22 protein-coding genes and 1 pseudogene are annotated in these 24,234 nt (G+C 42.4%); 13 read left to right on the top strand and 10 right to left on the bottom strand.

Annotated features, from left to right (window positions below; genetic code table 11):
- Position 1 precedes the first annotated feature (1 nt).
- Genes atpA through GYX91_RS09810 form a run of 4 tightly spaced genes read left to right on the top strand, consistent with a single transcriptional unit; the run spans position 2 to position 4,310 of the window.
- The gene (atpA, locus tag GYX91_RS09825) at positions 2 to 1,546 is read left to right on the top strand and encodes a F0F1 ATP synthase subunit alpha (protein ID WP_025331624.1); all 1,545 of its coding nucleotides are present in this window, start codon (positions 2 to 4) and stop codon (positions 1,544 to 1,546) included.
- A gap of 24 nt (positions 1,547 to 1,570) precedes the next feature.
- Positions 1,571 to 2,446: a F0F1 ATP synthase subunit gamma gene (gene atpG / locus GYX91_RS09820; protein WP_025331623.1), complete on the top strand. Its 876-nt coding sequence runs from the start codon at positions 1,571 to 1,573 to the stop codon at positions 2,444 to 2,446.
- Between the two features lie 33 nt (positions 2,447 to 2,479).
- On the top strand, positions 2,480 to 3,877 hold the full coding sequence (gene atpD / locus GYX91_RS09815) for a F0F1 ATP synthase subunit beta (protein WP_025331622.1): 1,398 nt from the start codon (positions 2,480 to 2,482) through the stop codon (positions 3,875 to 3,877).
- A gap of 10 nt (positions 3,878 to 3,887) precedes the next feature.
- A complete protein-coding gene (locus tag GYX91_RS09810) occupies positions 3,888 to 4,310 on the top strand; it encodes a F0F1 ATP synthase subunit epsilon (protein WP_025331621.1) in 423 nt (140 codons plus the stop codon).
- 325 nt (positions 4,311 to 4,635) lie between these two features.
- Here GYX91_RS09810 and GYX91_RS09805 read toward each other — a convergent pair whose 3' ends face one another.
- From GYX91_RS09805 to GYX91_RS09785, 5 genes and pseudogenes are all read right to left on the bottom strand, one after another.
- Positions 4,636 to 5,379: an SDR family oxidoreductase gene (locus GYX91_RS09805; RefSeq protein ID WP_084565262.1), complete on the bottom strand. Its 744-nt coding sequence runs from the start codon at positions 5,377 to 5,379 to the stop codon at positions 4,636 to 4,638.
- Positions 5,380 to 5,528: 149 nt separating this feature from the next.
- Positions 5,529 to 5,855 (bottom strand): carboxymuconolactone decarboxylase family protein, encoded by a 327-nt coding sequence (locus GYX91_RS09800; protein ID WP_174830718.1) that lies wholly within the window; start codon positions 5,853 to 5,855, stop codon positions 5,529 to 5,531.
- A gap of 29 nt (positions 5,856 to 5,884) precedes the next feature.
- Positions 5,885 to 6,283, bottom strand: a complete 399-nt coding sequence (locus tag GYX91_RS09795; RefSeq protein ID WP_174830717.1) for a cupin domain-containing protein — start codon at positions 6,281 to 6,283, stop codon at positions 5,885 to 5,887.
- 283 nt (positions 6,284 to 6,566) lie between these two features.
- Positions 6,567 to 6,704: pseudogene (locus GYX91_RS11180) on the bottom strand (hypothetical protein); the annotation flags it as partial.
- A 170-nt stretch (positions 6,705 to 6,874) separates the two neighbouring features.
- Complete coding sequence (locus GYX91_RS09785) at positions 6,875 to 8,443, bottom strand: hypothetical protein (RefSeq protein ID WP_174830716.1); 1,569 nt, start codon at positions 8,441 to 8,443, stop codon at positions 6,875 to 6,877.
- Positions 8,444 to 8,774: 331 nt separating this feature from the next.
- Here GYX91_RS09785 and GYX91_RS09780 point away from each other — a divergent pair, with 331 nt between their 5' ends.
- From GYX91_RS09780 to GYX91_RS09770, 3 genes are all read left to right on the top strand, one after another.
- Positions 8,775 to 9,203 carry a MerR family transcriptional regulator gene (locus tag GYX91_RS09780; RefSeq protein WP_174830715.1) on the top strand — a complete coding sequence of 143 codons (429 nt, stop codon included), beginning with the start codon at positions 8,775 to 8,777 and terminating at the stop codon, positions 9,201 to 9,203.
- 121 nt (positions 9,204 to 9,324) lie between these two features.
- Positions 9,325 to 9,837 (top strand): NAD(P)H-dependent oxidoreductase, encoded by a 513-nt coding sequence (locus GYX91_RS09775; RefSeq protein WP_174830779.1) that lies wholly within the window; start codon positions 9,325 to 9,327, stop codon positions 9,835 to 9,837.
- Between the two features lie 112 nt (positions 9,838 to 9,949).
- Complete coding sequence (locus GYX91_RS09770) at positions 9,950 to 10,360, top strand: GNAT family N-acetyltransferase (protein ID WP_174830714.1); 411 nt, start codon at positions 9,950 to 9,952, stop codon at positions 10,358 to 10,360.
- Between the two features lie 279 nt (positions 10,361 to 10,639).
- Here the strand turns inward: GYX91_RS09770 and GYX91_RS09765 are convergent, their stop codons facing one another.
- From GYX91_RS09765 to gyrA, 3 genes are all read right to left on the bottom strand, one after another.
- Positions 10,640 to 11,281: a rhodanese-like domain-containing protein gene (locus GYX91_RS09765; RefSeq protein ID WP_174830713.1), complete on the bottom strand. Its 642-nt coding sequence runs from the start codon at positions 11,279 to 11,281 to the stop codon at positions 10,640 to 10,642.
- A 243-nt stretch (positions 11,282 to 11,524) separates the two neighbouring features.
- On the bottom strand, positions 11,525 to 11,722 hold the full coding sequence (locus GYX91_RS09760; RefSeq protein WP_078475503.1) for a (2Fe-2S)-binding protein: 198 nt from the start codon (positions 11,720 to 11,722) through the stop codon (positions 11,525 to 11,527).
- A 166-nt stretch (positions 11,723 to 11,888) separates the two neighbouring features.
- Positions 11,889 to 14,492 carry a DNA gyrase subunit A gene (gyrA, locus tag GYX91_RS09755; protein ID WP_084587411.1) on the bottom strand — a complete coding sequence of 868 codons (2,604 nt, stop codon included), beginning with the start codon at positions 14,490 to 14,492 and terminating at the stop codon, positions 11,889 to 11,891.
- Between the two features lie 420 nt (positions 14,493 to 14,912).
- Here gyrA and earP point away from each other — a divergent pair, with 420 nt between their 5' ends.
- From earP to GYX91_RS09730, 5 genes are all read left to right on the top strand, one after another.
- The gene (gene earP, locus GYX91_RS09750) at positions 14,913 to 16,109 is read left to right on the top strand and encodes an elongation factor P maturation arginine rhamnosyltransferase EarP (RefSeq protein ID WP_232339941.1); all 1,197 of its coding nucleotides are present in this window, start codon (positions 14,913 to 14,915) and stop codon (positions 16,107 to 16,109) included.
- A 43-nt stretch (positions 16,110 to 16,152) separates the two neighbouring features.
- Positions 16,153 to 16,713 carry an elongation factor P gene (gene efp, locus GYX91_RS09745; protein WP_025331610.1) on the top strand — a complete coding sequence of 187 codons (561 nt, stop codon included), beginning with the start codon at positions 16,153 to 16,155 and terminating at the stop codon, positions 16,711 to 16,713.
- Between the two features lie 139 nt (positions 16,714 to 16,852).
- On the top strand, positions 16,853 to 18,238 hold the full coding sequence (locus GYX91_RS09740) for an MATE family efflux transporter (RefSeq protein ID WP_025331609.1): 1,386 nt from the start codon (positions 16,853 to 16,855) through the stop codon (positions 18,236 to 18,238).
- Positions 18,235 to 19,284, top strand: a complete 1,050-nt coding sequence (gene murB / locus GYX91_RS09735) for a UDP-N-acetylmuramate dehydrogenase (protein WP_174830712.1) — start codon at positions 18,235 to 18,237, stop codon at positions 19,282 to 19,284. Before GYX91_RS09740 ends, murB begins: the two co-directional genes overlap by 4 nt.
- A gap of 50 nt (positions 19,285 to 19,334) precedes the next feature.
- On the top strand, positions 19,335 to 19,988 hold the full coding sequence (locus GYX91_RS09730; protein WP_100126139.1) for a TetR/AcrR family transcriptional regulator: 654 nt from the start codon (positions 19,335 to 19,337) through the stop codon (positions 19,986 to 19,988).
- Positions 19,989 to 20,264: 276 nt separating this feature from the next.
- Here the strand turns inward: GYX91_RS09730 and GYX91_RS09725 are convergent, their stop codons facing one another.
- The gene (locus tag GYX91_RS09725) at positions 20,265 to 21,269 is read right to left on the bottom strand and encodes an MBL fold metallo-hydrolase (protein WP_174830711.1); all 1,005 of its coding nucleotides are present in this window, start codon (positions 21,267 to 21,269) and stop codon (positions 20,265 to 20,267) included.
- A gap of 257 nt (positions 21,270 to 21,526) precedes the next feature.
- Here GYX91_RS09725 and GYX91_RS09720 point away from each other — a divergent pair, with 257 nt between their 5' ends.
- Positions 21,527 to 22,942, top strand: coding sequence for a hypothetical protein (locus GYX91_RS09720; protein ID WP_174830710.1), 1,416 nt, complete (start codon positions 21,527 to 21,529; stop codon positions 22,940 to 22,942).
- 192 nt (positions 22,943 to 23,134) lie between these two features.
- Here GYX91_RS09720 and GYX91_RS09715 read toward each other — a convergent pair whose 3' ends face one another.
- Positions 23,135 to 23,953, bottom strand: coding sequence for a serine/threonine protein kinase (locus tag GYX91_RS09715; protein ID WP_174830709.1), 819 nt, complete (start codon positions 23,951 to 23,953; stop codon positions 23,135 to 23,137).
- Positions 23,954 to 24,234: the final 281 nt, after the last annotated feature.

The raw sequence follows: 24,234 nt of genomic DNA, 5'->3' as shown, positions 1-24,234 counted from the left end.
CATGCAGCTTAATCCTGCTGAAATTAGCGATTTGATTAAAGCTAAAATCGCAAACCTGAACGTTGATTCAGAATTACGTACCCGCGGTACTGTAATGTCTGTAACTGACGGGATTGTGCGCGTTCACGGCTTATCAGACGTGATGCAAGGTGAAATGCTCGAGTTTCCCGGCAATACATTTGGTCTCGCCATGAACCTGGAGCGCGATTCTGTAGGTGCCGTGATTCTGGGTGAATCAGAACATATTAAGGAAGGTGACGAAGTTACCTGTACCGGCCGAATTCTGGAAGTACCGGTTGGCCGTGAACTGATTGGTCGCGTAGTTGATGCACTTGGCCGCCCGATCGATGGCAAAGGTCCGATTAATACTACACACACCGCTCCGGTAGAAAAAATTGCTCCCGGGGTGATTGCGCGTCAGTCTGTAGATCAGCCAATGCAAACCGGTTTGAAAGCCATTGACTCAATGGTACCGATTGGTCGTGGTCAGCGTGAGCTGATTATTGGTGACCGTCAGACTGGTAAAACAGCCGTGGCACTTGATGCCATTGTTAATCAGAAAGATACCGGTGTTATCTGTATCTATGTTGCTATCGGTCAGAAAGCTTCTTCCATTGCCAGTGTAGTACGTAAACTGGAAGAACATGGTGCCATGGATCACACCATCATTATTGCTGCTACTGCATCAGAAGCAGCTGCACTGCAATATATTGCGCCATATGCCGGTTGCAGTATGGGTGAATATTTCCGTGATAACGGCGAAGATGCGCTGATTGTATACGATGACCTGTCTAAACAGGCTGTGGCGTATCGTCAGATTTCCCTGCTTTTGCGTCGTCCGCCAGGCCGTGAGGCTTATCCGGGTGATGTATTCTATCTGCATTCACGCTTGCTGGAACGCGCTTCCCGCATTAATGCACATGAGGTAGAAGAACTGACCAAAGGTGCCGTTAAAGGTAAAACCGGTTCTCTGACTGCTTTGCCAATTATTGAAACTCAGGCCGGTGACGTATCTGCATTCGTACCTACTAATGTAATTTCGATTACAGACGGTCAGATATTCCTGGAAACAGACCTGTTTAACTCTGGTATTCGTCCTGCTATCAATGCCGGTATTTCAGTATCCCGTGTAGGTGGTGCAGCACAGACTAAAGTCATTAAAAAGCTGGGCGGCGGTATTCGTCTGGCACTGGCACAGTACCGTGAACTGGCTGCATTCTCGCAGTTTGCTTCTGATCTGGATGAAGCTACCCGTAAACAGCTGCGTCATGGTGAAGTTGTGACGGAACTGATGAAACAGAAGCAGTTCAGTACACTAAGCACAGGTGAAATGGCGCTGACACTGTGGGCAATTAATAACGGCTCTTATGATGATGTGCCGGTATCAAAAGCATTGGCCTTTGAAGCAGAATTTTTAAGCTATGTGCGTACCCAGTGTCCGAATGTGTTACAGGACATTGATACAACCGGCGCTTTGAGCGATGATAATGCCAAAGCATTGGACAACGCCATGAAGACCTTCAAATCGTCTTACAGCTTTGCGTAAGCGTGTTATTGAAAGGAGTCTGAAATGGCAGTAGGAAAAGAGATTCTCACCAGAATTCGCAGTGTTCAGAATACTCAAAAGATCACTAAAGCGATGCAGATGGTGTCAACCTCTAAAATGCGGAAGACTCAGGAACGGATGCGTCAGGCGCGTCCGTATGCCGATAAAATTCGTCTGGTGATGAGCCATCTGGCACAAACCCATTCTACTCATAATGTACCTTTATTGCGCAGTAATAATGACAGCAAGCGTGTTGGCTTTATTGTTATTACCACAGATAAAGGCTTGTGCGGCGGATTGAATGCAAATATTTTAAAAGCATTCTTTCATAAGGTGCAGGAATGTGAGCAGAATGGTCTGGATGCAGAGATTGTGTGTCTGGGCGGTAAAGGGCTGGCAGCCTGTAACCGTGTGGGTCTGAATGTCATTGCCAGTGCTGTGGGTTTGGGTGATACACCCAAAGTAGCTACATTATTAGGTCCGTTAACGGAAATTTTCCAGCGCTATGCCGAAGGTAAACTGGATGCTATTTATCTGGTTTATGCCGGTTTTATCAATACTATGCGTCAGGAAGCACGTCTGGAAACCCTGTTGCCGATTGGTCAGAATGTTCTGGATGAAGTATCTGAAAGCAAAGAGTTCGGCTGGGAATATGTATACGAACCATCACCACAGCAGGTGCTGGAATTTTTAGTCCGCCGTTATTTAGAGTCTGTGGTTTATCAGGCCTTATCTGAAAATATGGCTGCCGAACAGGCTGCACGTATGGTAGCGATGAAAGCTGCTACTGATAATGCAAGTAATGCCATTAAAGAATTGCGTCTGATATATAACAAATCGCGTCAGGCAGCGATTACCACAGAGTTGTCAGAAATTGTGGCCGGTGCTGCTGCTGTTTAAGCAGAACAGGTCAAATAAACTTAGGATGCGATAATGAGCCAAGGCAAAATCGTACAAATCATTGGTGCGGTAGTGGACGTTGAATTTCCGCATGATACTATCCCCAATGTGTATGACGCTCTTAAACTGGTTGATACTGATTTAACTCTGGAAGTTGAACAGTTACTGGGTGATGGTATTGTACGTACCATTCCGATGGGTACTTCCGATGGTCTGAAACGCGGTATGGCCGTAATCAATACCGGTGCTCCGATTACCGTACCGGTAGGCACAGCTACTCTGGGCCGGATTATGGACGTTTTGGGTCACCCGGTAGATGAGGCAGGTGAAATCAAAACCGATACTACCCGTTCTATTCATCAGCAGGCACCGAAATTTGATGAACTTTCCAGCTCTACTGAATTGCTGGAAACCGGCATCAAGGTGATTGATTTGCTGTGCCCGTTTGCTAAAGGCGGTAAAGTTGGTCTGTTCGGTGGTGCCGGTGTGGGTAAAACCGTAAACATGATGGAACTGATTAATAATATTGCTAAAGCACACAGTGGTTTGTCTGTGTTTGCCGGCGTTGGTGAACGTACCCGTGAAGGTAACGACTTTTATCACGAGATGAAAGATTCCAACGTACTGGATAAAGTAGCGATGGTGTATGGTCAGATGAATGAGCCACCAGGTAACCGTCTGCGTGTGGCATTAACCGGGCTGACCATGGCGGAATATTTCCGTGATGAAAAAGATGAAAATGGTAAAGGTCGCGATGTATTGCTGTTCATCGATAACATTTACCGTTACACACTGGCCGGTACTGAAGTATCTGCATTATTAGGACGTATGCCGTCTGCTGTGGGTTATCAGCCGACACTGGCTGAAGAGATGGGACGCTTACAGGAGCGTATTGCTTCCACTAAAACTGGTTCTATCACGTCTATTCAGGCCGTATATGTACCTGCGGATGACTTGACTGACCCGTCTCCGGCTACTACTTTTGCCCACTTGGATGCTACAGTCGTGCTGAGCCGTGATATTGCCTCTTTAGGTATTTATCCTGCTGTAGATCCGCTGGATTCCACTTCCCGTCAGCTTGATCCTGCTGTAATCGGTCAGGAACATTATGATGTTGCACGCGGTGTACAGACTACTCTGCAAAAATACAAAGAATTAAACGATATTATTGCAATTCTGGGTATGGATGAATTGTCTGATGAAGACAAGCTGACTGTAAACCGTGCGCGTAAAATTCAGCGCTTTTTGTCACAGCCTTTCCACGTAGCGGAAGTATTTACCGGTGCGCCGGGTAAATATGTATCTCTGCGTGATACTATTGCCGGCTTTAAGGCTATTCTGAGCGGTGAATATGATCACTTGCCGGAACAGGCTTTCTACATGGTAGGCAATATCGAAGAAGCTGCTGAAAAAGCGAAAACCCTAAACTAAGGAGCACTTGATGAGTACCATGCAAGTGGAAGTGGTGAGCAATGAAGAAAGCATCTACTCCGGAGAAGCGAGTTTTGTAGTCGTGCCTACTCTGGAAGGTGAGCTTGGTATTTTTCCTCGCCATGAACCCATTATGAGCCTGGTGCGTCCTGGTGCCCTGCGTTTGACAGTGCCTGGCCAGAAAGAAGAAATTCTGGTAGCCGTATCAGGTGGTGTCCTGGAAGTACAGCCGGATAAGCTTACGCTGTTGGCGGACGTGGCCGTTCGCAGTGAAGAAATGGATCAGCAGCGTGCCGAAGAGGCTAAAAAAGCAGCAGAATCAGGTATACATGAAGCCAAAGATGATGTTTCTCTGGTAAAAGCACATGTGGCTTTAGCTGCGGCAATTGCCCAACTGAAAACGCTGGACTATTTGCGCACGCATCGAAAATAAACAACTTTGATGGCAATCAATCTATAACTATCTGATTGCCTGACTGAGATGTTGAAAAGCCCGGACAATTTGTCTGGGCTTTTTATATCTGCACAGATTCAATCGAATGTTATCAACAATGAATTCATTAGATATACATCATTTAGTTGTTTAATGGTATCTGATTATGCTGAATATTTTATTGCATACAGGCAACTGTGCTATAATATATGAAGAAAAAATATAAATGATCGTGATTCACTCCGTATCAGCTCACGTAATAAGAGTGTAATATCGGCTCAAACAGATGAATATTACACTCTTGTTGGTAAATCACATTTAACTTCTATGCTTGTTTAGTCGGATAAATAGTTAATTCACTAATATTGGTATCTTCAGGTTGTTCAATAGCAAAATTTACTACGCGCGCAATGGCGTCAGGGCTGATGCCTACCTGTTTATAGAGTTCAGTCATACTTTGTAAAACAGCAGTATCGGTAATGCTTTGTAAAAGCTCGGTATTGATTGCAGCCGGATATAGGGTAGTGGTGCGAATATTGGTTTGTTCGGTTGCACTTTCCTGCCGGATCACTTCCATCAGATTGCGTACAGCAAATTTGGTGGCTCCATAAACACCACAACCCATAAAGCTTTTGATACCGGCTATAGAAGAGGTGGTAATAATATGTCCCGATTTTTGTTTAGTAAAAATCGGCATCACTGCAGCTATACCGTTTAGCACACCTTTCAGATTAATATCAATCATGTCATTCCACTGTTGAGTTTGAACGGCACTGATTGGTGAGTTAGGCATGATTCCGGCGTTATTGAATATCACATCAACGCCCTGAAAATGTTTTTGTGCCAGTTCGACCAGTGTCTGCAGTTGTTCCGGTTGGCGCACATCTGTAACCTGATAAACTGCCTGACCGCCAGATTGAGTAATTTCCTGTTGCAATAATTGCAGTTGCTGTTCACGGCGTGCTGCCAGAACAACTTTAGCTCCGTTCCGAGCCAGTAAGCGGGCTGTTGCCGCACCAATACCGGATGATGCACCGGTAATAATAACAACCTTATTCTGAACACTCATATTTATTCCTTTGCAGATTGTAAAATTGAACATTACCGGCAGAAAATTTAATAAACCGGCATTTACTGTCTTCAAACAAATCAGAATAGTTTGCAAATAAGTCTATAATCTGACAATTAATTTGTTTGATATGATGATTATTGCACAGATTACTTTTTAGTATCGTGATATATTTCTTTAGCCAGATTAAATGCTGACCATGCTTTGGGCCAGCCAACATAAAAAGCCAGATGAGTGATAATCTCAACGATTTCAGTTTCAGTAATACCGTTTTGTCGTCCGATGTTTAAATGCGCCCGTAACTGCTCAAAGTTACCGGCACTGATCAGTGCGGCAATAGTAATCATGCTGCGCTGATGTGCCGGTAATTGCTGTTCGCGAGACCACACCTCTCCAAAAAGTACTTCATCATTAAAATGTGCAAACAAGGGGGCAAAATTACCTAATAAATCATGGCCTGCTGTCTGTTTTTTCATGGTTTTCTCCTATAGATTAAAAAAATCAGTTAAAGATTGTTGTAATCACTGCTGTCTACCGGTTCCAGCCATTCACTTTGACCTTTAGTAATGGCTATATGGCTGAACCAGCTGTCTTTAGTGGCACCATGCCAGTGTTTGACTCCGGCATGAATGATTACCGAATCCCCTGGATTTAGCAGTCGCGCTGGTTTATCTGCTTCCTGATACCAGCCTTGTCCTGCTGTAACAAGCAGAATCTGATAGCCATGCAGATGTTTATGCCAGTGATTATGGCAGCCCGGCTCAAAAGTAACATTGCTAACATCGACATCTATTTGTTCATCGATAGCGGCTAAGTTACATAAATAGCTTTGGCCGATAAAATATTGTGCATAATTAATATTAATCTTGCCTTGCGGAAAGATCTGTTTTAATGCTGTAGACATGGCTTACTCCTGTTGTTATCAGTATTTGAGTATAAAACTTAAAGTTAACTTTAACTCAAGAGTTATTTTGTATTGAACCAGAACCATCAACTTTAGATATAGTTTTAATTATGCAAAGATTAAAGTTATAAGATTGTAGATTCAGTTTTAGGAGTTTAGCAGTTGTTTCAAGAATATCTGTCTTCATCTTAGATATGACGAAAAATATGCTTTTTAAATATATTTGATACCACGAATTTCTTATTCTTTGTATTATTACTTTCTGCCAGCATATCGAAAAGTTTTAGTAGTCTGGTTGGGTTGGCTTCCGATTCCGCTTATTATTAAATGGAAGAGTCAAATGAGATGCCGGATTATCAATTAATAAGTATTTAGCAAACGGATGAACATATATAAAACTTACATCATAATCACTACTTGGTGAAGGAAATCCCTAAGTGCGGCTGCCAGATTCGCAGCAAAATAATTTTGATATTATTTTACTGCTCTAATGCAGTCAGTTCTGTTTAATACGGTTTTGCCTATGTAATAACATCTCTGTTAATTAATTTTATAAAGATTGTTTTAATAATAAGGCTATCAATCATTGTGTTAAGTTAATAACGTGATGATTCTGTGTTTAGTTTTTTCATCAGGTTCAATAATTGCCAGTTCTTGAATTGCGGTTTTAATTCTTTCTGACCAAGATGATCGATCCCAAGCTTCTATAGTATTTAATGCTATATTTCGGTTTTGTATTACCGGGCTATTCAAGCCGATTAATATTAAGTCTTCTCCAATACCGGGAAAATGATTGAGTTCTTGTAAAATCAAATCTAATAAATTATGTGTGTCAATTTCTGTTTCATATTCATAGATTAATGCAGGGCCTGTTGCGATTTTAGCAAAATCATATTGTTGATTAGCTAATTGAATAACTTGCTTTATTCTCGGTAATGAATCACTTAGTAGTAAATAAGGCCACTGATCGCTATGATAATTTTTTTGATGTTCAAAATGTGCTTCCCATGCATCAAAGCCATATTGTGTATAAAGGTTTGCAGCTAGCTGAAATTGTTCCGTATCATTAGTTGTCAAAGTATTTTTAATCAAGTCTAACCATTTATCTTGCTTAATAACCTCATTTGCTTTGTTGATTATTTGATTTTTGATTTGCGTATCCCAGTTAGGATAATAATCATTTACTTTATTAACCACAAAATCGTGTAATAACCAAACGGTTCGTAATATTTTCAGATCCGTTAAATTTGGTAGATTGAGTAAATGAGTTAAATAATTTAGACAGACTTTAGCACCAGCAGCATAGTTATGCATATCCTGGGTGGGTCCGCCGTTTATCAGCGCTTCAATAATTTCACTTGTGGAGCTGATTAATTCACTATCAATGGTTTCATGCGCTAAAGCTTTATCTAATTCACCTGACATTGCACAGGTGTAAGCAAGATATTCATTCATCAAACTATTTCGATAGCCGGATCTTAGCAACCAGTCTTTTGTTGATGATGATAACGGATATGTTACTAAGCGATAAATGATATGAATACGTCCCCAACCATCAATTTTTTTTGCTAATGTCAGCAAGGCATTTTCAATATCGGTTTCAGATGATAGTGTATTTTGTAATGCGCCAGCAGAATATAATGAAAATTCTTCATGCATACCAAATAACAAAAATAATTCTGTTTGTTCGGTAATAAAACATCCTAATATGGCAATACTGAATTTAATGATTTCACGATCCGGACTATTAAGTGCTAGCCAATAAATAAATTCGTATAATTTATCAAAATCAATAATGAGTTTAGGTATTTCCTCTGTTAAATCTTCAATATAACTTAAGGTTCGTTCTGTTTGGACCAGGGTGTAAAGTGTTTCAATATCGGATTGATTAGGTTGCGCTGTTATTTTGATGAGTAATGCCAAAATTTTTTCTACACAACTTTGTTCTGCAGAGGCACTATGATAATTTGTAATTCCATCCCTCATTCCTGCTATCCGTTTTATTTTTCGACTATCTAAGGAGTGATCAGGCAGAATTTTGGCCGTTTCGGGAAGTTTATCCGCGTTTTGATAAGGGAGTAAAAACTGATAAATACTGGTTTTATGGTTATCCCATACCAATGGAAAGTGTTGGCAATTAATATTATTCAGGTATTCCATTATATTTCAGATTCTTAATATTTTAGAGTTTTATGTATGGTGTTAATCTCTGGTAAAAATTAAGTACGGTTACCAGTACTATCTGATTTTGCTGTGGTGGTTTGATTATACCTTAGCAATATATTAAGCATATGCTTTCCTGTATTATTATCTGAATATCTATTTTCAATTATATTTTTTATTCATTATCAAAGTTTTATTACTATTTTTATACAGATTGATTCTTTATTTTACGCATTAAATTGGTTTTGCCTGATTTGCTATTACTTAGTTTTTAATATGAAATAATATTTTAAGTTGTTTGAGCTTTATTTTAGTGATGGGAATAAGTATGACAGAGTCACAACAATACAGTATCCGTGCTTTTGCGGATATATTCGGATTAACGCCGGCAACTGTCCGGTATTATGAAAGTCTTGGGCTGATTTCTCCGCAGCGCTCTGTCAATCAGCGTCGTTTCTATACCGAAAAGGACGTTGATTGGATGCGTTTTATTTTGCATCTGAAAAATACCGGTATGAGTATGGAACAGCTTCAGCAGTATGTGTTGCTGCGCAGTCAGGGTGATGTAACTATTGCTGAGCGGCTGGAGTTGTTGTTACAGACCCGTGATGATTTTTTGCAACAGCAGGCAAAACTGCAAAAACATCTGCAGATTTTGAATGACAAGATTGAATGGTATCAGCGACGGCAGCAGGGTCTTTTATCTGAACAGGTGAGTTTTGCTGAATATTTAACCAGCAACGGCCATAGTCTGTAATGCTGTGCTCTGTCTGGTTAAAGTGCAGGCTGTACTGTAAACTTAAGTTCTGATATGTTCGTATAAGCTAATTTTTATTTATATTTAGTAATCAAACAACCAAGGGGAATAAAATGAAAAAATACTGATTATTGTAGCGCATTCTGATATTGAACATTCTTTAGTCAATAAACGCTGGATTGAAGAAGTAAAAAAATTTCCGGTGCATGAGCTGTATCAGTCTTATCCGGACGGTAAGATTAATGTGGAGAAAGAGCAGGCTTTGGTAGAGGCACATGGTAGTCTGATCTGGCAATTTCCGGTTTACTGGTTTAACTGCCCGCCACTAATGAAACAGTGGTTTGATGATGTTTTAACCTACGGATGGGCATATGGTTCCCGCGGGACTCAGCTTAAAGATCGAGAAATCGGTCTGGCTGTTTCTATGGGAAGTTCGGAACAGGATTATCGGGCACCTAATGATTTAACAGCAGTTCTGCGTCCGTTTGAAATGACTTTACATTATGTTAAAGCAGATTATCAGGGTGCATTTTCTTTGTTTGGCGCTAATACAGATGTTTCATTAGTAACAAATACCCCGCAGGCAATCAATCAAAGTGCTGCTGATTATATTAAGTTTCTAAACACATTTTAAAGTATGCTGAACCTTGAACAGGGTTATTAGTTGGTTTCATCTGTACAAATTAGTTTTTTGCTGTATCTGTATGTGAAGTTAATACTTTGTTCGTTTACTGGAGGTATTATGTATGAATAATATTGCTTACCGTTGTAATATCAAACCCGAACTCGAAGAAACGCTGAATCTTTACCGAAACTGCAGTCTGGGGGAACGGCGTCCGATTACGGATAAATCCCGTTTTCAGTCTATGCTGAATAATGCAAATTTAATTATTACAGCATGGGACGGACAGAAGCTGGTAGGTATTGCGCGCTGTTTAACTGATTTTGTTTATATTACTTATCTGGCTGATTTGGCTGTTGATGAGCGCTATCAAAAGCAGGGTATTGGTAAGCAGTTGATTCGGGAAATTCAGAAAAATACTGGAGAGAATGCCGGAATTGTTTTAATTGCTGCTCCACAGGCTGTCGACTATTATGGTCATATCGGTTTTACTGCTCATACATCTGCATGGGTTTTAAAGAAACCGTTAGGATAGTAAATACAATTCGTTGCTATTGATTATTCTTTGGTCGTGCCGGGTGCCGGGTGCCGGGTGCCGGACAGGCAGGTTTGGCCGATAATCACAAAATAAGTGCAGGGCTATGATGGCGGATTCCTGTTTTGCTCCTGAAGGTAATATTGGTATTTGCCTGCAAGTTAATAACTTAGTATGGTTTCAATCAACAGAGAAAAAAAGTAAGTACGGCCATCTATTCTGACTATTTATGTGAATAGTCAGAATAGATGGGTTTAATGATTTGTGCGGGTAAATGATTTATTTAACTTCGCTACCTTCAAATTTTAATCTTTTGTCGTTAACAGAAACGAGATCTCCTAATTCGTAAACATTACGATAACCATATCCGTATAGATTGATAAAGGTAGGTATATTAAGGGCTAAACTGATCTTATCACGATAAGATGGCAGTCCGTTCAGGTCTGTTGGTGTTACTGCCATTTTACTGGCAAAGTTTTCCTGGTCATCTATAAAATTATTATTGCAATAAATGAGAATGGTTGTATTTTTATCTGGAATTAATCTGTATAGGCTAATCTGGTTATAGTCGGAGAAATTCAGATGAATGGCTCCTTTCAAATGCTTTCTGTCATACATTTCTTTGGATCTGGAGTCCAAAATAATGGTTTTTGAATTTTTGGATTTGGCCAAAAATTGGTTTAAAGGAAGAAGTCTTTTAGCTCTGTATCGTTTTACTTCTTCGGCTAATTTCATGTAACCATCAAAATCTATTTTGCTGCTGACTGATTTATCCTGAGCTACAAAATAATTCGATAAACGATCAACTTCAGCTTTATTAACTCTGGTAGTGGTTTTTGCAGTAGCAGGTAATGCTAATGTAATTAATATTGCTAAGCTTGATGTAAGAAAATAGTGTTTTATCAGATTATTCTTTTTCATTTATTGCTCCCTTTAAGTAAAAAACAAAACATTGAACATAATAAACAAACCAAAAGGCTTATGTGTTCTTATATGCCTGTTTGTTGATTTATGTAAAATATATGGTTTTGTTGATTCGGGTAGCGCAACTAATTATAAATAAGTTATCTATATTTAGTTAAAAGATAAAAATATGAAATGTTTGATAAATAAAGAATGCAGTAAAGAAAATAACGGTTAATTATTCGTATGAGTATCAAATTTTTATGTGTTATCCGCTTTGGTGCAATTAATCTGACGATCCTGATGGCAGGACAGGAATGAGCTGGCTAAATCAGCACAGCAGCCACAACAAGTGGCTACACCAAGCTGAGCCTGTAAATCAGTGAGACTTGAGGCGCCGGCAGCAACAGTTTCTTTTATCTGGCGATCGGTAATGGCATTGCACAGACAAACGTACATGTTTTGTCCTTTGTGTGTGTTTGGTTTCTTTTGTAGGTAAAGATGATAGTGGATTTCATTATTATTATCAAGTAGTGGATTTATGCTGTCTGAAAGCTGATTATGTTTATACCGGTAAAAATAAAGCCGACTGGGAAAGTCGGCTTTATGCTTTTAAATGTCGGAATTAAGCTTCTGGTGTATCCAGTATATCTACTTCGTTATCGCTGTTTTCTTCTGCTTCAGCAATACGTTCCAGACTGACCAGTTTTTCGCCTTCATCCAGGTTAATCAGTTTAACACCGGCAGCAGCACGCCCAGTGGAACGGATCTGATCGACTTTGGTACGAATCAGTACACCGCCACTGGTAATCAGCATCAGGTCGTCGCTATCGGCTACGAGTGTAGCGGCTACCAGGTCACCATTACGTTCACCGGTATCGATGGCAATTACGCCCTGAGTACCACGGCCGGAACGACGGTAGTCATCAACAGCAGTGCGTTTACCAAAGCCGTTGGCTGTGGCGGTCAGTACCAGTTTGTCGCTATCTTCTTCAGCATCATAGGCCAGCAGGCTGATTACCTGGTTATTTTCAGCCAGTTTCATGCCGCGTACACCGCGGGCACTGCGTCCCATCGGACGAACATTGTCTTCACTGAAACGGACTGCTTTACCACCATTGGAAAACAGCATGATGTCGTGTTTACCGGCAGTTTTAACCGCACCAATCAGATGGTCACCTTCATCCAGTCCGAGGGCGATAATGCCGGCTGAGCGCGGACGTGAAAAATCGATTAGTGAGGTTTTCTTAACGATACCCTGTTCGGTACACATAAAGACGTATTCATTTTCGCTGAATTCACGTACCGGCAGAATGGTGTTAATTTTTTCACCTTCTTCAAGCTGAATCAGGTTGTTAACCGGCCGCCCACGGCTGTTGCGGCCGCCTTCAGGCAGTTTGTATACTTTAATCCAGTGGCATTTACCCAGGCTGGTGAAACACAGCAGGTAGTCGTGTGTATTGGCGATAAACAGAGTTTCAATAAAGTCTTCATCTTTGGTGGCAGTAGCCTGTTTACCACGACCGCCACGCCGTTGTGCCTGATAGTCATCTGCCTGCTGGGTTTTGATATAGCCGCCGTGAGTCAATGTAACCACCATGTCACGTTTCGGTATCAGGTCTTCATCGGCAATGTCGCCACCAAAAGTGTTGATTTCGCTGCGACGTTCATCTCCGAATTGTTGCTGGATGGCGGTCAGCTCATCATGAATAATCTGGTTGATACGAGCCGGTTTGGCAAGAATATCAAGTAAGTCGACAATATTATCAAGGATAGTTTTGTATTCATCGACAATTTTATCCTGTTCCAAACCGGTAAGACGTTGCAGACGCATTTCGAGAATGGCCTGTGCCTGCGCGTCGGAAAGGAAATAGCCGTCAGCACTCAGACCGGTATTTTCCGGTAAATTCTGAGGCTTGATCAATTTTGCATCAATATCGCTGCGTACGAGCATGTTTTTAACCAGATCAGGACGCCATGCCCGTGAGGTTAAAGCGATTTTGGCTTCTGAAGGGGTAGGAGATGATTTAATCAGGGCAATGATTTCATCGACATTAGACAGAGCTACTGCCAGACCTTCGAGCAGGTGACCGCGTTCACGTGCTTTACGCAGATTAAACATGGTACGCCGGGTAACAACTTCGCGCCGGTGACGCAGAAATTCATTCAGAATCTGTTTCAGGTTCAGCAGGCGCGGCTGACCGTCTACCAGAGCCACCATATTGATGCCGAAACTGTCCTGAAGCTGAGTTAATTTATACAGCTGATTAAGAACAACTTCGCTATTTTCATTGCGTTTGAGCTCAATAACCACACGCATGCCGGATCTGTCCGACTCGTCGCGCAGGTCTGAAATACCTTCGAGAATTTTATTGCGTACTAGTTCGCCGATTTTTTCGACTAGTCTGGCTTTGTTTACCTGATACGGAATTTCATCAATGATGATTGCTTCGCGTTCATCATGATGCCCGACAGGTTCGATATGGGTTTTACCACGAATAATGACGCGACCGCGACCGGTACGATAACCTTCACGCACGCCTGAAAGTCCGTAAATAATACCGCCAGTCGGAAAATCCGGGGCAGGAATCAGATCGATAAGCTCGTCAATACTGAGGTTTTCATTAGCCAGCAGAGCTTTGGCACCGCCTATTACTTCGTTAATATTGTGCGGCGGAATGTTGGTAGCCATACCGACGGCAATACCGGAAGAACCATTAATCAGTAATGTCGGAATACGTGTCGGCAATACCGCCGGCTCTTGTTCTTTGCCGTCATAATTCGGGACAAAGTCAACAGTTTCCTGTTCGATATCAGCCATTAGCTCATGCGCAATTCTTGTCATGCGGATTTCGGTATACCGCATAGCAGCTGCACTGTCGCCATCCACGGAACCGAAATTACCCTGTCCGTCGACCAGCAGATAACGCATGGAAAAATCCTGCGCCAGACGTACGATAGTATCGTAAACTGCTGTATCGCCGTGCGGATGGTATTTACCAATAACATCGCCGACAATGCGCGCAGATTTTTTGTAAGGCCGGTTCCAGTCGTTATTCGCTTCGTTCATTGCATACAGCACACGACGATGAACCGGTTTCAGCCCATCGCGTACATCAGGAAGGGCTCGTCCTACAATCACGCTCATGGCGTAATCCAGATAGGAACTGCGCATTTCATCTTCAAGTGATACTGCTATGGTTTCTTTGGCAAAAAGTGCATCAGACATAATGGCTTTACTACTTTAGAGAGCATGGTTTATTTTACCATAATGGTGATTAGTTTCTGATTATTTTTCATGACGCAGATGATCTGGCATAAAAAACCTTGTTGTTAAAGGGGTTAAAGATATGCCCACAATATTTGTGGATAAATCTGTGGAAAATGAAAGATGAGCAGGCATAATTGCCTATAAATCAAGACTTGCATGTGCTTGCTTAAAAAATAAGCCTTAAAATAAAATTGTTTAAAAACAATTATTTATAAAAATAAAATGCATGTGCGCAGCTATTTTTGCTTTTTATAGGGTTCAGTATGCATTGCTTAATTCATGTGGATAAAATCAGTTTGTCAAGTCTGTTTTATGGTTGACAAAAGGATAAAGAGTGAGAATGTGTGAGTAAGTTGTGCTGTGTGTAAGGAAATTTTAATGCATGTTTTAAATTTACCTGAAACTATGCTGTCGGATGAGTCTATGGCAGAGGCATGGGTATTTGTACGGGTAATTGATAATTATGGTGATGCGGGCGTAGGCTGGCGGCTAAGCTGTCTGCTGGCTGAATATCTGCACATGCATGTGCGTTTGTGGATTGATGATACTGATGCACTTAATAAGCTAGTGCCGGCACCGGAAAAACAGGCACGGATTACTATCGAAGCATGGCAGGGCGATGCCATGATGCAGCAACAGCTGTCTGCTGCTGCCGATCCGGTACTGGTAATAGAAACGTTTGGTTGTGAGCTTCCGCCCCAGGTATTGGAAAGAATGGGGCAGTGCCGGCCATTATGGCTGAACTGGGAGTATCTGACCGCCGAAGACTGGGCGGTCGGTTTACATGCTATGTCATCGTTGCAGCCTAATGGTCTGGAAAAGTATTTCTGGTTTATGGGTATTGATGCGGACAGTGGCGGTTTGTTACGGGAACCGGATTATCTGGCTGAGCGGGAAAAATTCAGACAACAGCCGCAACTTCAGCAGGCATTCAGGCTGGAATATGGTTTGCCGTTACAGTATACAGGGCAGTTATGGCTGGTATTTGCTTATACTTCCGGTCAGTGGGCACAATGGATGGCTATGTGGCAGCAGGCGGATACGCCGGTAACGTTGTGGCTCGCCGGCGGACAGGTCATTGAAAGTTTACGTGCGGCAAAATTAATTGCACCGGAGGAGCTGCAGCAGGAAGGGGATAGCTGTGAGCTGGGGAATGTGACGCTGGTACGTATTCCGTTTGTACCACAGGCGGCCTTTGACCGTTTGCTGTGGCTGGCAGATGCGGCTATTGTGCGCGGTGAAGACAGTTTTGTCCGGGCATTATGGGCAGGATTACCGTTTTTCTGGCATATTTACCGTCAGGATGATGATGTCCATCTGCAAAAGCTGCATTCATTCTGGTTTAAGGCGATGCAAGGCTGGCCGGCAGAGCTCAGACAGGCGTTTACTGTTTTGTCGGATGATCTGAACGGTGCAGGGGCTGTGAGTTCGTTAAAACGTGAACAGGCTTGGCAGTATTTGTGCGCGCATTGGCAAAGTTGGGTAAAATCAGCCGCTGCGTGGTCAGAAATGCTGCATAGGCAGGACAATGCGCTGGAAAAACTAGCCAGATTCAGCCATCTTCCGCTAAAATAATATACTTATTATTTGCTGAACATTTTTGGAAGTTAGATTAAAGATGAAAACCGCACAAGAATTGCGCCCGGGTAATGTATTTATGGTGGGCAATGATCCGATGGTGGTGCAGAAGTCCGAATACAATAAATCCGGTCGTAATGCTGCCGTGGTAAAAATGAAATTGAAAAACCTGCTGACTGGTGCTGCTACAGAAACGGTTTATAAAGCCGATGAAAAATTTGATGTGGTAGTGCTGGATCGCAAACAGTGCACTTACAGCTATTTTGCTGATCCGATGTATGTTTTCATGGATGATGAATTCAATCAGTATGAAGTGGAAGCAGAAAACATCGGCGATGCCATCAAGTTTATTGTAGACGGCATGGAAGAAAAATGCGAAGTAACTTTCTATGACGGCCGCGCTATTTCTGTAGAACTGCCTACTATTATCGTGCGTGAAGTGGAATATACTGAACCGGCAGTAAAAGGTGACACTTCTGGCAAAGTAATGAAAAATGCACGTTTGGTAGGTGGTGCCGAGATTCAGGTAGCTGCTTATATTGAAAATGGCGATAAAGTGGAAATTGATTCACGTACTTTTGAATTCCGTAAACGCGCTTAACTGATTTTCTTGCTGGCAGGCTGTCTGAATGATTTCAGGCAGCCTGTTTTATTGTTGGCATCGCAGCAGTAAACTGCCTGATGAATGTGATGATCTACGGTATTTTGTTGTTTGTATTGTTTAATTTTGTAGGTGAAACATGTTGTTTGAACTGAATCAGCACGGCCGGGGCGAGTTGCTGGCTGAATGTCGCAGATTGCTGCGGCTGGCGTTGCCGATTCTTATTGCACAGGTAGCGCAGGTAGGTGTAGGCGTAGTCGATACTGTAATGGCCGGTCATGCCAGTGCCAACGACCTGGCCGGTGTGGCTCTGGGTTCGAATGTATTTATTACGCTGTATATTACTTTTCTGGGAGTGATGACGGCATTACAGCCAATACTGGCACAGTTATACGGTGCCGGTAAAACAACGGAAATCGGAGAGCAGGGACGGCAGGGAATATGGTTCGGACTGTTTCTCGGTGTTCTGGGTATGCTGTTGCTGTGGGCAATGATTATACCAATGCAGCACTGGCTGAATATGGGTGCATATGTGGATGCAGTATTTGGTCAGTTTGTATTCTATATTGCACTGGGTATGCCGGCAGCGATGATTCACCGGGCATTTTATGCTTTTGCCTCTTCTTTAAACCGCCCCAAACCTATTATGGTGGTGAGTCTGATTGCACTATTGCTGAATATTCCGCTTAATTATATTTTTGTCTACGGAAAATTCGGGATGCCGCAGATGGGAGGCGCCGGCTGTGGTCTGGCCTCAGCTATCTGTTTCTGGCTGAATGCCATTGCACTGGGCATATATATTATACGGCAGCGGTATTTTGCACCTTTTGCTCTGTTTGCGCGCTTTGAGTGGCCGCGCTGGCGTACACAGGCTTCTTTGTTGCGTCTGGGTATTCCGATCGGAATGTCATTCTTTCTGGAAGTGAGTCTGTTTACTTTTATTAGTTTGCTGATTGCCCGTTTCGGGGTCACTCAGGTGGCAGCGCAACAGGTGGTAATCAGTATTACTTCTTTAATTTATATGTTGCCGCAAAGTGTGGGCATTGCGCTGGCTGTATGTGTGGGTCAGGCAGTCGGAGCACGTAACTGGCAGCGTGCCCGCTTTGTTTCCGGAGTAGGGTTGTGTATGGGTCTGCTTGGTGCCTGCTTTACCGGGATCATGCTGCTGTTGTTCCGGCATTTCTGGGTAGGCTTATATACAGCTGATCAGGAAGTGATTTTACTGGGCGGTACGCTGTTGATTTTTGCAGCAGTTTTCCAGTTGTCTGATGCAACACAGACAATTGCTTCTTATGCCTTGCGCGGCTATAAGCTGACTAAGATTCCGATGGTGATTCATGCGTTCAGTTTCTGGGGTCTGGGTCTGGGTTTCGGCTGTCTGTTTGGTTTGTATTTCGGTATGGCACTTTATGGTTTCTGGCTGGCTCTGGTGCTGGCATTGACAGGTGCAGCTGTGGCACTGGTGTGGTATCTGCACCGGAAAAGTGAAAAATTTATGCTGACAGATGCAGAAGGCAAATCATGATAAGTGTGATTGAACATGCAGATTTACAGCCGCTAAATACTTTTGCTCTGCCGGTACGGGCACGCTGGCTGGTCACATTAACGAATACTGAACAGTTGCCGGATATTTTGGCACTGCCTCAGTTTGAACGGCAAAGTGTGCTGTGGCTGGGTGGCGGGAGTAATATTCTGTTTTGTACGGATTATCCGGCACTGGTGGTGCGTATGGCCAATCGTGGTATCAGGCTGGTGGCGGATGATGGTGTACAGGTTATCGTAGAAGCTGCGGCCGGTGAAAACTGGCATGAATTTGTTCAGTATACGCTGGAACAGGGCTGGTGCGGCCTGGAAAATCTGAGTCTGATTCCGGGTACAGTAGGGGCGGCACCTGTACAGAATATCGGCGCTTATGGTGTTGAAGTACAATCCTGTATTGAGGCTGTACAATGTTTTGATCTTGAAAGTCAGCAACTGTGCTGGCTCAGCCGGAATGAATGCAGCTTTGCTTACCGGGACAGTGTATTTAAGCATGGCCAGCAAGGACGTTATGTCATTGTGGCGGTACGGTTTGTATTATCCCGCAGTTTTACACCGCAACTGCATTATGGTGATTTAGCTCAGGTGGCCACAGAGCTGGCACAGGGGCAGCCTTTAACCGCCAGTATCGTTGCACAGGCAGTGTGCCGTATCCGCCGGCAGAAGCTGCCTGATCCGCGAGTGCTTGGCAGTGCCGGTAGTTTTTTTAAAAATCCTGTTGTGGCGGCTGAACTGGCAGAAAGCCTATTAAAACAATATCCGACTTTGCCGCATTATCCACAGCCTGACGGGCAGGTAAAGCTGGCAGCAGGCTGGATGATAGACCAGTGCGGCCTGAAAGGCTATCAGCTTGGCGGTGCGGCAGTTCATGAGAAGCAGGCTTTGGTACTGGTTAATAAAAAACAGGCCAGCGCAGCCGATGTAGTTGCTCTGGCTGAATATGTTCGTAACTGTGTAGCACAGCATTTTCAGGTATTGCTCGAACCGGAACCGGTCTGGCTGCCGGAAGTTTTGCCGCATGCGGCTGGTTAAGAGAATATCTGTATGCTTTGCCCGGTGATAAACTGCATAATCAGAAAGAAATTAATATGGTGAAAGAATCACGCCCCAATACGTATAACCGCATTATTGATGCCAGTCTGAAACTGTTTAATGAAGAGGGTGAACGCAACATCAGCACTAATCATATTGCTTCTTTTCTGGGCATCAGTCCGGGCAATCTTTATTATCATTTTCGTAATAAAGATGAAATTATTATGCAGTTATTCAAGCGCTACAGTGAGAAATTGCTGTGTTATCTGCAGCAGGTCAGTCCGCCACAGGACACAGAAGCGATTAAGAACTATATGCTTGGTGTTTATGATGTAATGTGGCAATACCGTTTTTTATTCAGTGATTTAAATGCAATGCTTTCACGCAGTGCCGAATTATTGGGTGAACACAATAATTTCACCCGGGTTCGTGTATCACCACTACTGCAAAATCTCTTGCAGCAACTGACTGATATTGGTTTTATACAAACAGACGAAGTTGCCCGCAAGGAAATGGCAGTGAATATCTGGCTGATAACCAAATACTGGTGTGATTATGACAGTGCCTTATATGAACGCAAACTGACTGAAGCTTCTAAATTTCGTGGTACCCACCAGACTCTGACTCTGTTACGACCTTATGTTACCCCTGCCTACCGGGAAGAATTCAGTCGCATGATGAATGATTTGCGTAATCAGGTGTGAAAATAAAAATAAATAAAAGTGGTTTAGCTTAAACAGAATTTTTAATGCGATATTTTTTATCAGTATTTCATTTGCTCAAGTTAAGAAACTATACTATTTCTGCACGCATATTTATAAATTTGCACTGATTAATACGGCAATCAATTGGTCAGTCCGTATTTCAGATGTAGCAGACTGAAATTTAAATAAAATTAAAGATAATATTTTTTATTTTGCAATCTGTGAGTTCCATTCGGAACGATATGCCGGGTATGAAATTTTTTATTATTGTTTAATTTAATCAGGAATGGGACGGCTAGCTCCCATTTTGATACTTTCAAAACGACTGTTGTCCAGCTGCTGTTGTTCACAGGCCTGAGCTAGTAGCTGTGGTGGTTCATCTATGGGTTCATCTGCCAGTTCAAATGCACCCCAGTGCATGCCAACGGCCTGACGGCATTGTAGTATTTGAAAAATTGTTACTGCCTGATAAGGATCTATGTGCTGATTATGCATAAACCAGCGGGGCGCATAAGCTCCTGTCTGGATTGCAGCCATGTCTATCGGGGCAAATCGCCCGGCAATCTGCCGGAACATAATCTCGCTGAAACCTGTATCTCCGCTGAAATAGGTAGTACTTCCCGCGGCTGTCTGCATTATCCAGCCACACCACAGAGTACGATTGCGGTCGAAAATGCCGCGCTGGCTCCAGTGATGTGCCGGTACAGCATGAAACCGGATATCTTTAATCGTCACCTGTTCCCACCAGTCCAGTTCAATGACATTACGTACGCCCATATGTTCCAGTTTATTTTTCAAACCTAGGGGAACAACGGCAGTGATGGACGGAAAACGTTCGGCTAACTGGCGGATACTTGCCTTATCCAGATGATCGTAATGGTTGTGTGACAGTGCGATAACATCCACTGAAGGCAGTTGGGAAATACTGGCTGCAGGCTGAGTACGGCGTTTGGGGCCGGCAAATGTTACTGGTGATACCCGCTGTGAAAATACCGGATCGGTAATAATGGTACATTGCTGTAAACGTATGAGCAGTGTGGCATGGCTGATCCACCACAGCCGGTTGCCGCTCAGTGTAAAGTCCGGTTTCTGATACCAGTCGCGTGCAAAATGCTCATATCCGTTTTGCGGTGGTTTAGGCAGATGATGGATATGCCTTTCCCAGTTCCAGCGACAGACTTCCAGGGGTTTGATGACTATAGGTTCCAGATTGCAGAAACCGTAAGGTGTATGGTGACTTTTGGCCGGATTGTAATATGGGTTTCTTTTCTTAAATAGCATTATCTGTTGTCTTTAGCTGATACAGCTACGGCAATATATTATCAGTTTAAATGTTTTAATGCTGTTTGCAGGTTCTATTTTAACTTAATTATAAATCATTCAGGTAGGTATACTGAAATTGCGACGGTGGGATGATGTTATGCACAGAATGAAATCAGGATAAAAGTAAAGGCATTTGTCTGTTTTGTTAACGAGTGTTAATATGCGCCTTTTGTATTTAATCATGCGCCTGTTTTCGCGCCTCTGGAGATCGATAAATGAAAAAAATTTTACTGGTCTTTTTATGTCTGTTGCTGGCAAGCTGTACATTACCGGTTAAGCCGGAGGACAAGTTCAAAACCGGTGATTATGTAGGCGGAGTGAAAGTTCTGGCTAATAATTTCAACACTAAGGCTAAGAAGCTTGAGCAAAAGAATAAGCCATGGAAGGACAAGGATATTCTGTATTTGCAGGTTACTGTTAGCGGTTTAGTGGAAATGGCGCAAAAAAATATTAAACAGGCTGCCGTTTCTGATTATGACTTACGGATTAAAAGCTATCAGCTGTTACTGGCGATGAAAACTGAGCTGGCAGATAAAAGTTACAGCACTTATATTGAAAAATATTTAAGTCTGTATACAGTAGATGGTCTGAAAGAATCTCTGGCTATACAGTTTTATCAGCAGGCTAATGAAATTGTTGCTGCAAACAGTGCAGATTATTTGCGCAAGGCTAAATTATACCGGCAGGGCTATGAGTATTTTAATTACAAAGATATTAAAAAGCGCGCTGATGATAATCAGAACATGTATTATAAAACTGCTGCTCAGGAATATTACACCGAAGCACAGGCTAATGTCAGAGACAAAAATTATAAACAGGCAGCGGATAATTTCCGCAAAGCTCATGATGTTTATCAGCCTTTGGGCAACTATAAGGACAGTGCCAAATTAGCTGCTATTTATGAAAAAAAATGGCGTACTGCTGAAGCGGAAAGTCACTATCAGGAAGCGCAGGGTATTGTGCGCAAAGCAAGACTTCTGAGTGAATACCGGCAGGCAGCGGCTTTGTTCCGTGCAGCCAGTGATGTGTACAGTCCTTATGGTAACACCTATAAAGATTCTACCAGACAGGCTGGTGTATATGAACGTAAAGGACAGGTACAGATATATATCTACGGGAATGAATTTCTGACTTACCAGATAAGTGTAGTGCTGCAAAAAAGCTATGTCAGCTTTGTAACCAGCCCGAGCGCGGCTAATCTGGTGATTGATGTAAGTATGACCCGCAATCATTTTCAGCAGTATAAGGAAAATATTGAGACGGATGATAAATATGAAAATCTGAAAGTGGGCACGAAAAAAGTTGCTGATGAAAATGGCAATATGGTTGATCAGTCTATTTATGAAGATTTTTATTTCAAACAATATAGTGTGAAGACAATTAATGAAGCGGTGATGAATGCTGAGGTGCACACAAGCGGATTGTATGAATTAAACCGCAGCTACAGTGGGAAAAGTACTTCATCACAAACCTATTACTGGTTTGACGGACATGTTCCCAGAAAATATACGGCATATACAAAAGGTACATTGCTTAGTCGTGATGAGCAGTTAGATGAGGCACGTACTAATCTTTGGTCTCATATGCGCGGAGACATTGCTGAAATAAGCAGAGCACTGGCAAATCTATAGTTGTTTAAAAACTATTTTATTTGTCAGATAGCCGGAAATACATATGTAACAATTCTGTGATCAGGAAATTTCCGGATCGGTATCTGATGATTAAAAGATGCTTATGTAAAAACAAAACCTGAATGAAAGCCATTCAGGTTTTGTTTTAGAAACTGGTTTGAACAGTTTATTGAAACTAATGTCTAGTTTGAACTATTTAGGATTAAAAGCATAAACAGTACCATCCTGCCATGTACCTATGTAATAGCGATTATGATGTAAAGCCAATGCTACTGCTCCAGGTAAAGAGGTAACTAATTTACGTACTGTGCGGGTTTTAATATCAACTGTGCGAACCATATCAGCGCCATTATCAATCACGGCAACCATATTCGGCGAAACGGTGACAATACCTACTCCCGGCCGGGTGAAATCTTTACCCAGCTCTGTTTGCTGACCATCCGGGCTGATTAAGGTCAGGCGGCCGCTATACTGGGAAACTACCAGACTGTTATCGGGTAACTGTGTTACTCCAACGGGTGTGGATAGGCCGCGTGCAATAATTTCTTTGCGACCGTTATTTAAATCAAGAGCCACAATTTCTCCGGTGGAACGGTTGGTAATCAGTAATTTTCCCGAATTGGAAAAAGCAATACCTGTCGGGGTATGGTAGCCATCAGAAATTTTTTCAGCTTTGCCGTCAGCAGTTATTTTGAGAATATAATCATCGCTGTATGATGATACGTAAATATTATCTTTTGCATCAATTACAATACCGGCAGGAGAGGAAATATTGGAATAAATAGTTTTACGCTCACCGTTGGCGGTTATTTTAGTGATTGAATTGCCAGACCAGTTGGTAACATACATGGCATCTGAGCTATCAAAAGCAATGCCTGTGGGCGCATCAAAAGAAGCTGCTACGGTGGTTAATCCGGCAGTATTATCTGCTGATGTTTTGGATGCAGCTGCTCTGGTAGTATTATTTGCTGACGTATTGGATGCAGTTGCTCCGGTTGTTGAGCTGACCATATTGCTCCTTCCGTATAAATATAAAGTACATAAAGCAAGACAAGCAAAAACAATGGTATATAAGGAGAGTTTTTTCATCATGAGTACCCGCTAAAAGCTAAAGAAATGTGAACACCATAACACTCAGAATAGCTGAGAAATTACTAATGGCCATTATTCATGCTTAAGCTTACTAAGCAAAAATTGCTTAGCTTTTTTTTCTGCAATGCTATGGCTTACTTAAAGCGAAAGCCGGTATAGCTATTTTCTGGGCAAGAGTCAGAAATAAATGATTCATAATT

This window comes from Snodgrassella sp. ESL0304, assembly GCF_013344995.1.
GTDB lineage: Bacteria > Pseudomonadota > Gammaproteobacteria > Burkholderiales > Neisseriaceae > Snodgrassella > Snodgrassella alvi.
This window is presented reverse-complemented; position numbering and strand designations above follow the sequence as displayed.

Bases quoted from the DNA above. Each gene is read 5' to 3' on its own strand.
- atpA (WP_025331624.1), top strand. From the start codon at position 2: ATGCAGCTTAATCCTGCTGAAATTAGCGATTTGATTAAAGCTAAAATC.
- atpG (WP_025331623.1), top strand. From the start codon at position 1,571: ATGGCAGTAGGAAAAGAGATTCTCACCAGAATTCGCAGTGTTCAGAAT.
- atpD (WP_025331622.1), top strand. From the start codon at position 2,480: ATGAGCCAAGGCAAAATCGTACAAATCATTGGTGCGGTAGTGGACGTT.
- GYX91_RS09810 (WP_025331621.1), top strand. From the start codon at position 3,888: ATGAGTACCATGCAAGTGGAAGTGGTGAGCAATGAAGAAAGCATCTAC.
- GYX91_RS09805 (WP_084565262.1), bottom strand. From the start codon at position 5,379: ATGAGTGTTCAGAATAAGGTTGTTATTATTACCGGTGCATCATCCGGT.
- GYX91_RS09800 (WP_174830718.1), bottom strand. From the start codon at position 5,855: ATGAAAAAACAGACAGCAGGCCATGATTTATTAGGTAATTTTGCCCCC.
- GYX91_RS09795 (WP_174830717.1), bottom strand. From the start codon at position 6,283: ATGTCTACAGCATTAAAACAGATCTTTCCGCAAGGCAAGATTAATATT.
- GYX91_RS09785 (WP_174830716.1), bottom strand. From the start codon at position 8,443: ATGGAATACCTGAATAATATTAATTGCCAACACTTTCCATTGGTATGG.
- GYX91_RS09780 (WP_174830715.1), top strand. From the start codon at position 8,775: ATGACAGAGTCACAACAATACAGTATCCGTGCTTTTGCGGATATATTC.
- GYX91_RS09770 (WP_174830714.1), top strand. From the start codon at position 9,950: ATGAATAATATTGCTTACCGTTGTAATATCAAACCCGAACTCGAAGAA.
- GYX91_RS09765 (WP_174830713.1), bottom strand. From the start codon at position 11,281: ATGAAAAAGAATAATCTGATAAAACACTATTTTCTTACATCAAGCTTA.
- GYX91_RS09760 (WP_078475503.1), bottom strand. From the start codon at position 11,722: ATGTACGTTTGTCTGTGCAATGCCATTACCGATCGCCAGATAAAAGAA.
- gyrA (WP_084587411.1), bottom strand. From the start codon at position 14,492: ATGTCTGATGCACTTTTTGCCAAAGAAACCATAGCAGTATCACTTGAA.
- earP (WP_232339941.1), top strand. From the start codon at position 14,913: ATGCATGTTTTAAATTTACCTGAAACTATGCTGTCGGATGAGTCTATG.
- efp (WP_025331610.1), top strand. From the start codon at position 16,153: ATGAAAACCGCACAAGAATTGCGCCCGGGTAATGTATTTATGGTGGGC.
- GYX91_RS09740 (WP_025331609.1), top strand. From the start codon at position 16,853: ATGTTGTTTGAACTGAATCAGCACGGCCGGGGCGAGTTGCTGGCTGAA.
- murB (WP_174830712.1), top strand. From the start codon at position 18,235: ATGATAAGTGTGATTGAACATGCAGATTTACAGCCGCTAAATACTTTT.
- GYX91_RS09725 (WP_174830711.1), bottom strand. From the start codon at position 21,269: ATGCTATTTAAGAAAAGAAACCCATATTACAATCCGGCCAAAAGTCAC.
- GYX91_RS09720 (WP_174830710.1), top strand. From the start codon at position 21,527: ATGAAAAAAATTTTACTGGTCTTTTTATGTCTGTTGCTGGCAAGCTGT.
- GYX91_RS09715 (WP_174830709.1), bottom strand. From the start codon at position 23,953: ATGGTCAGCTCAACAACCGGAGCAACTGCATCCAATACGTCAGCAAAT.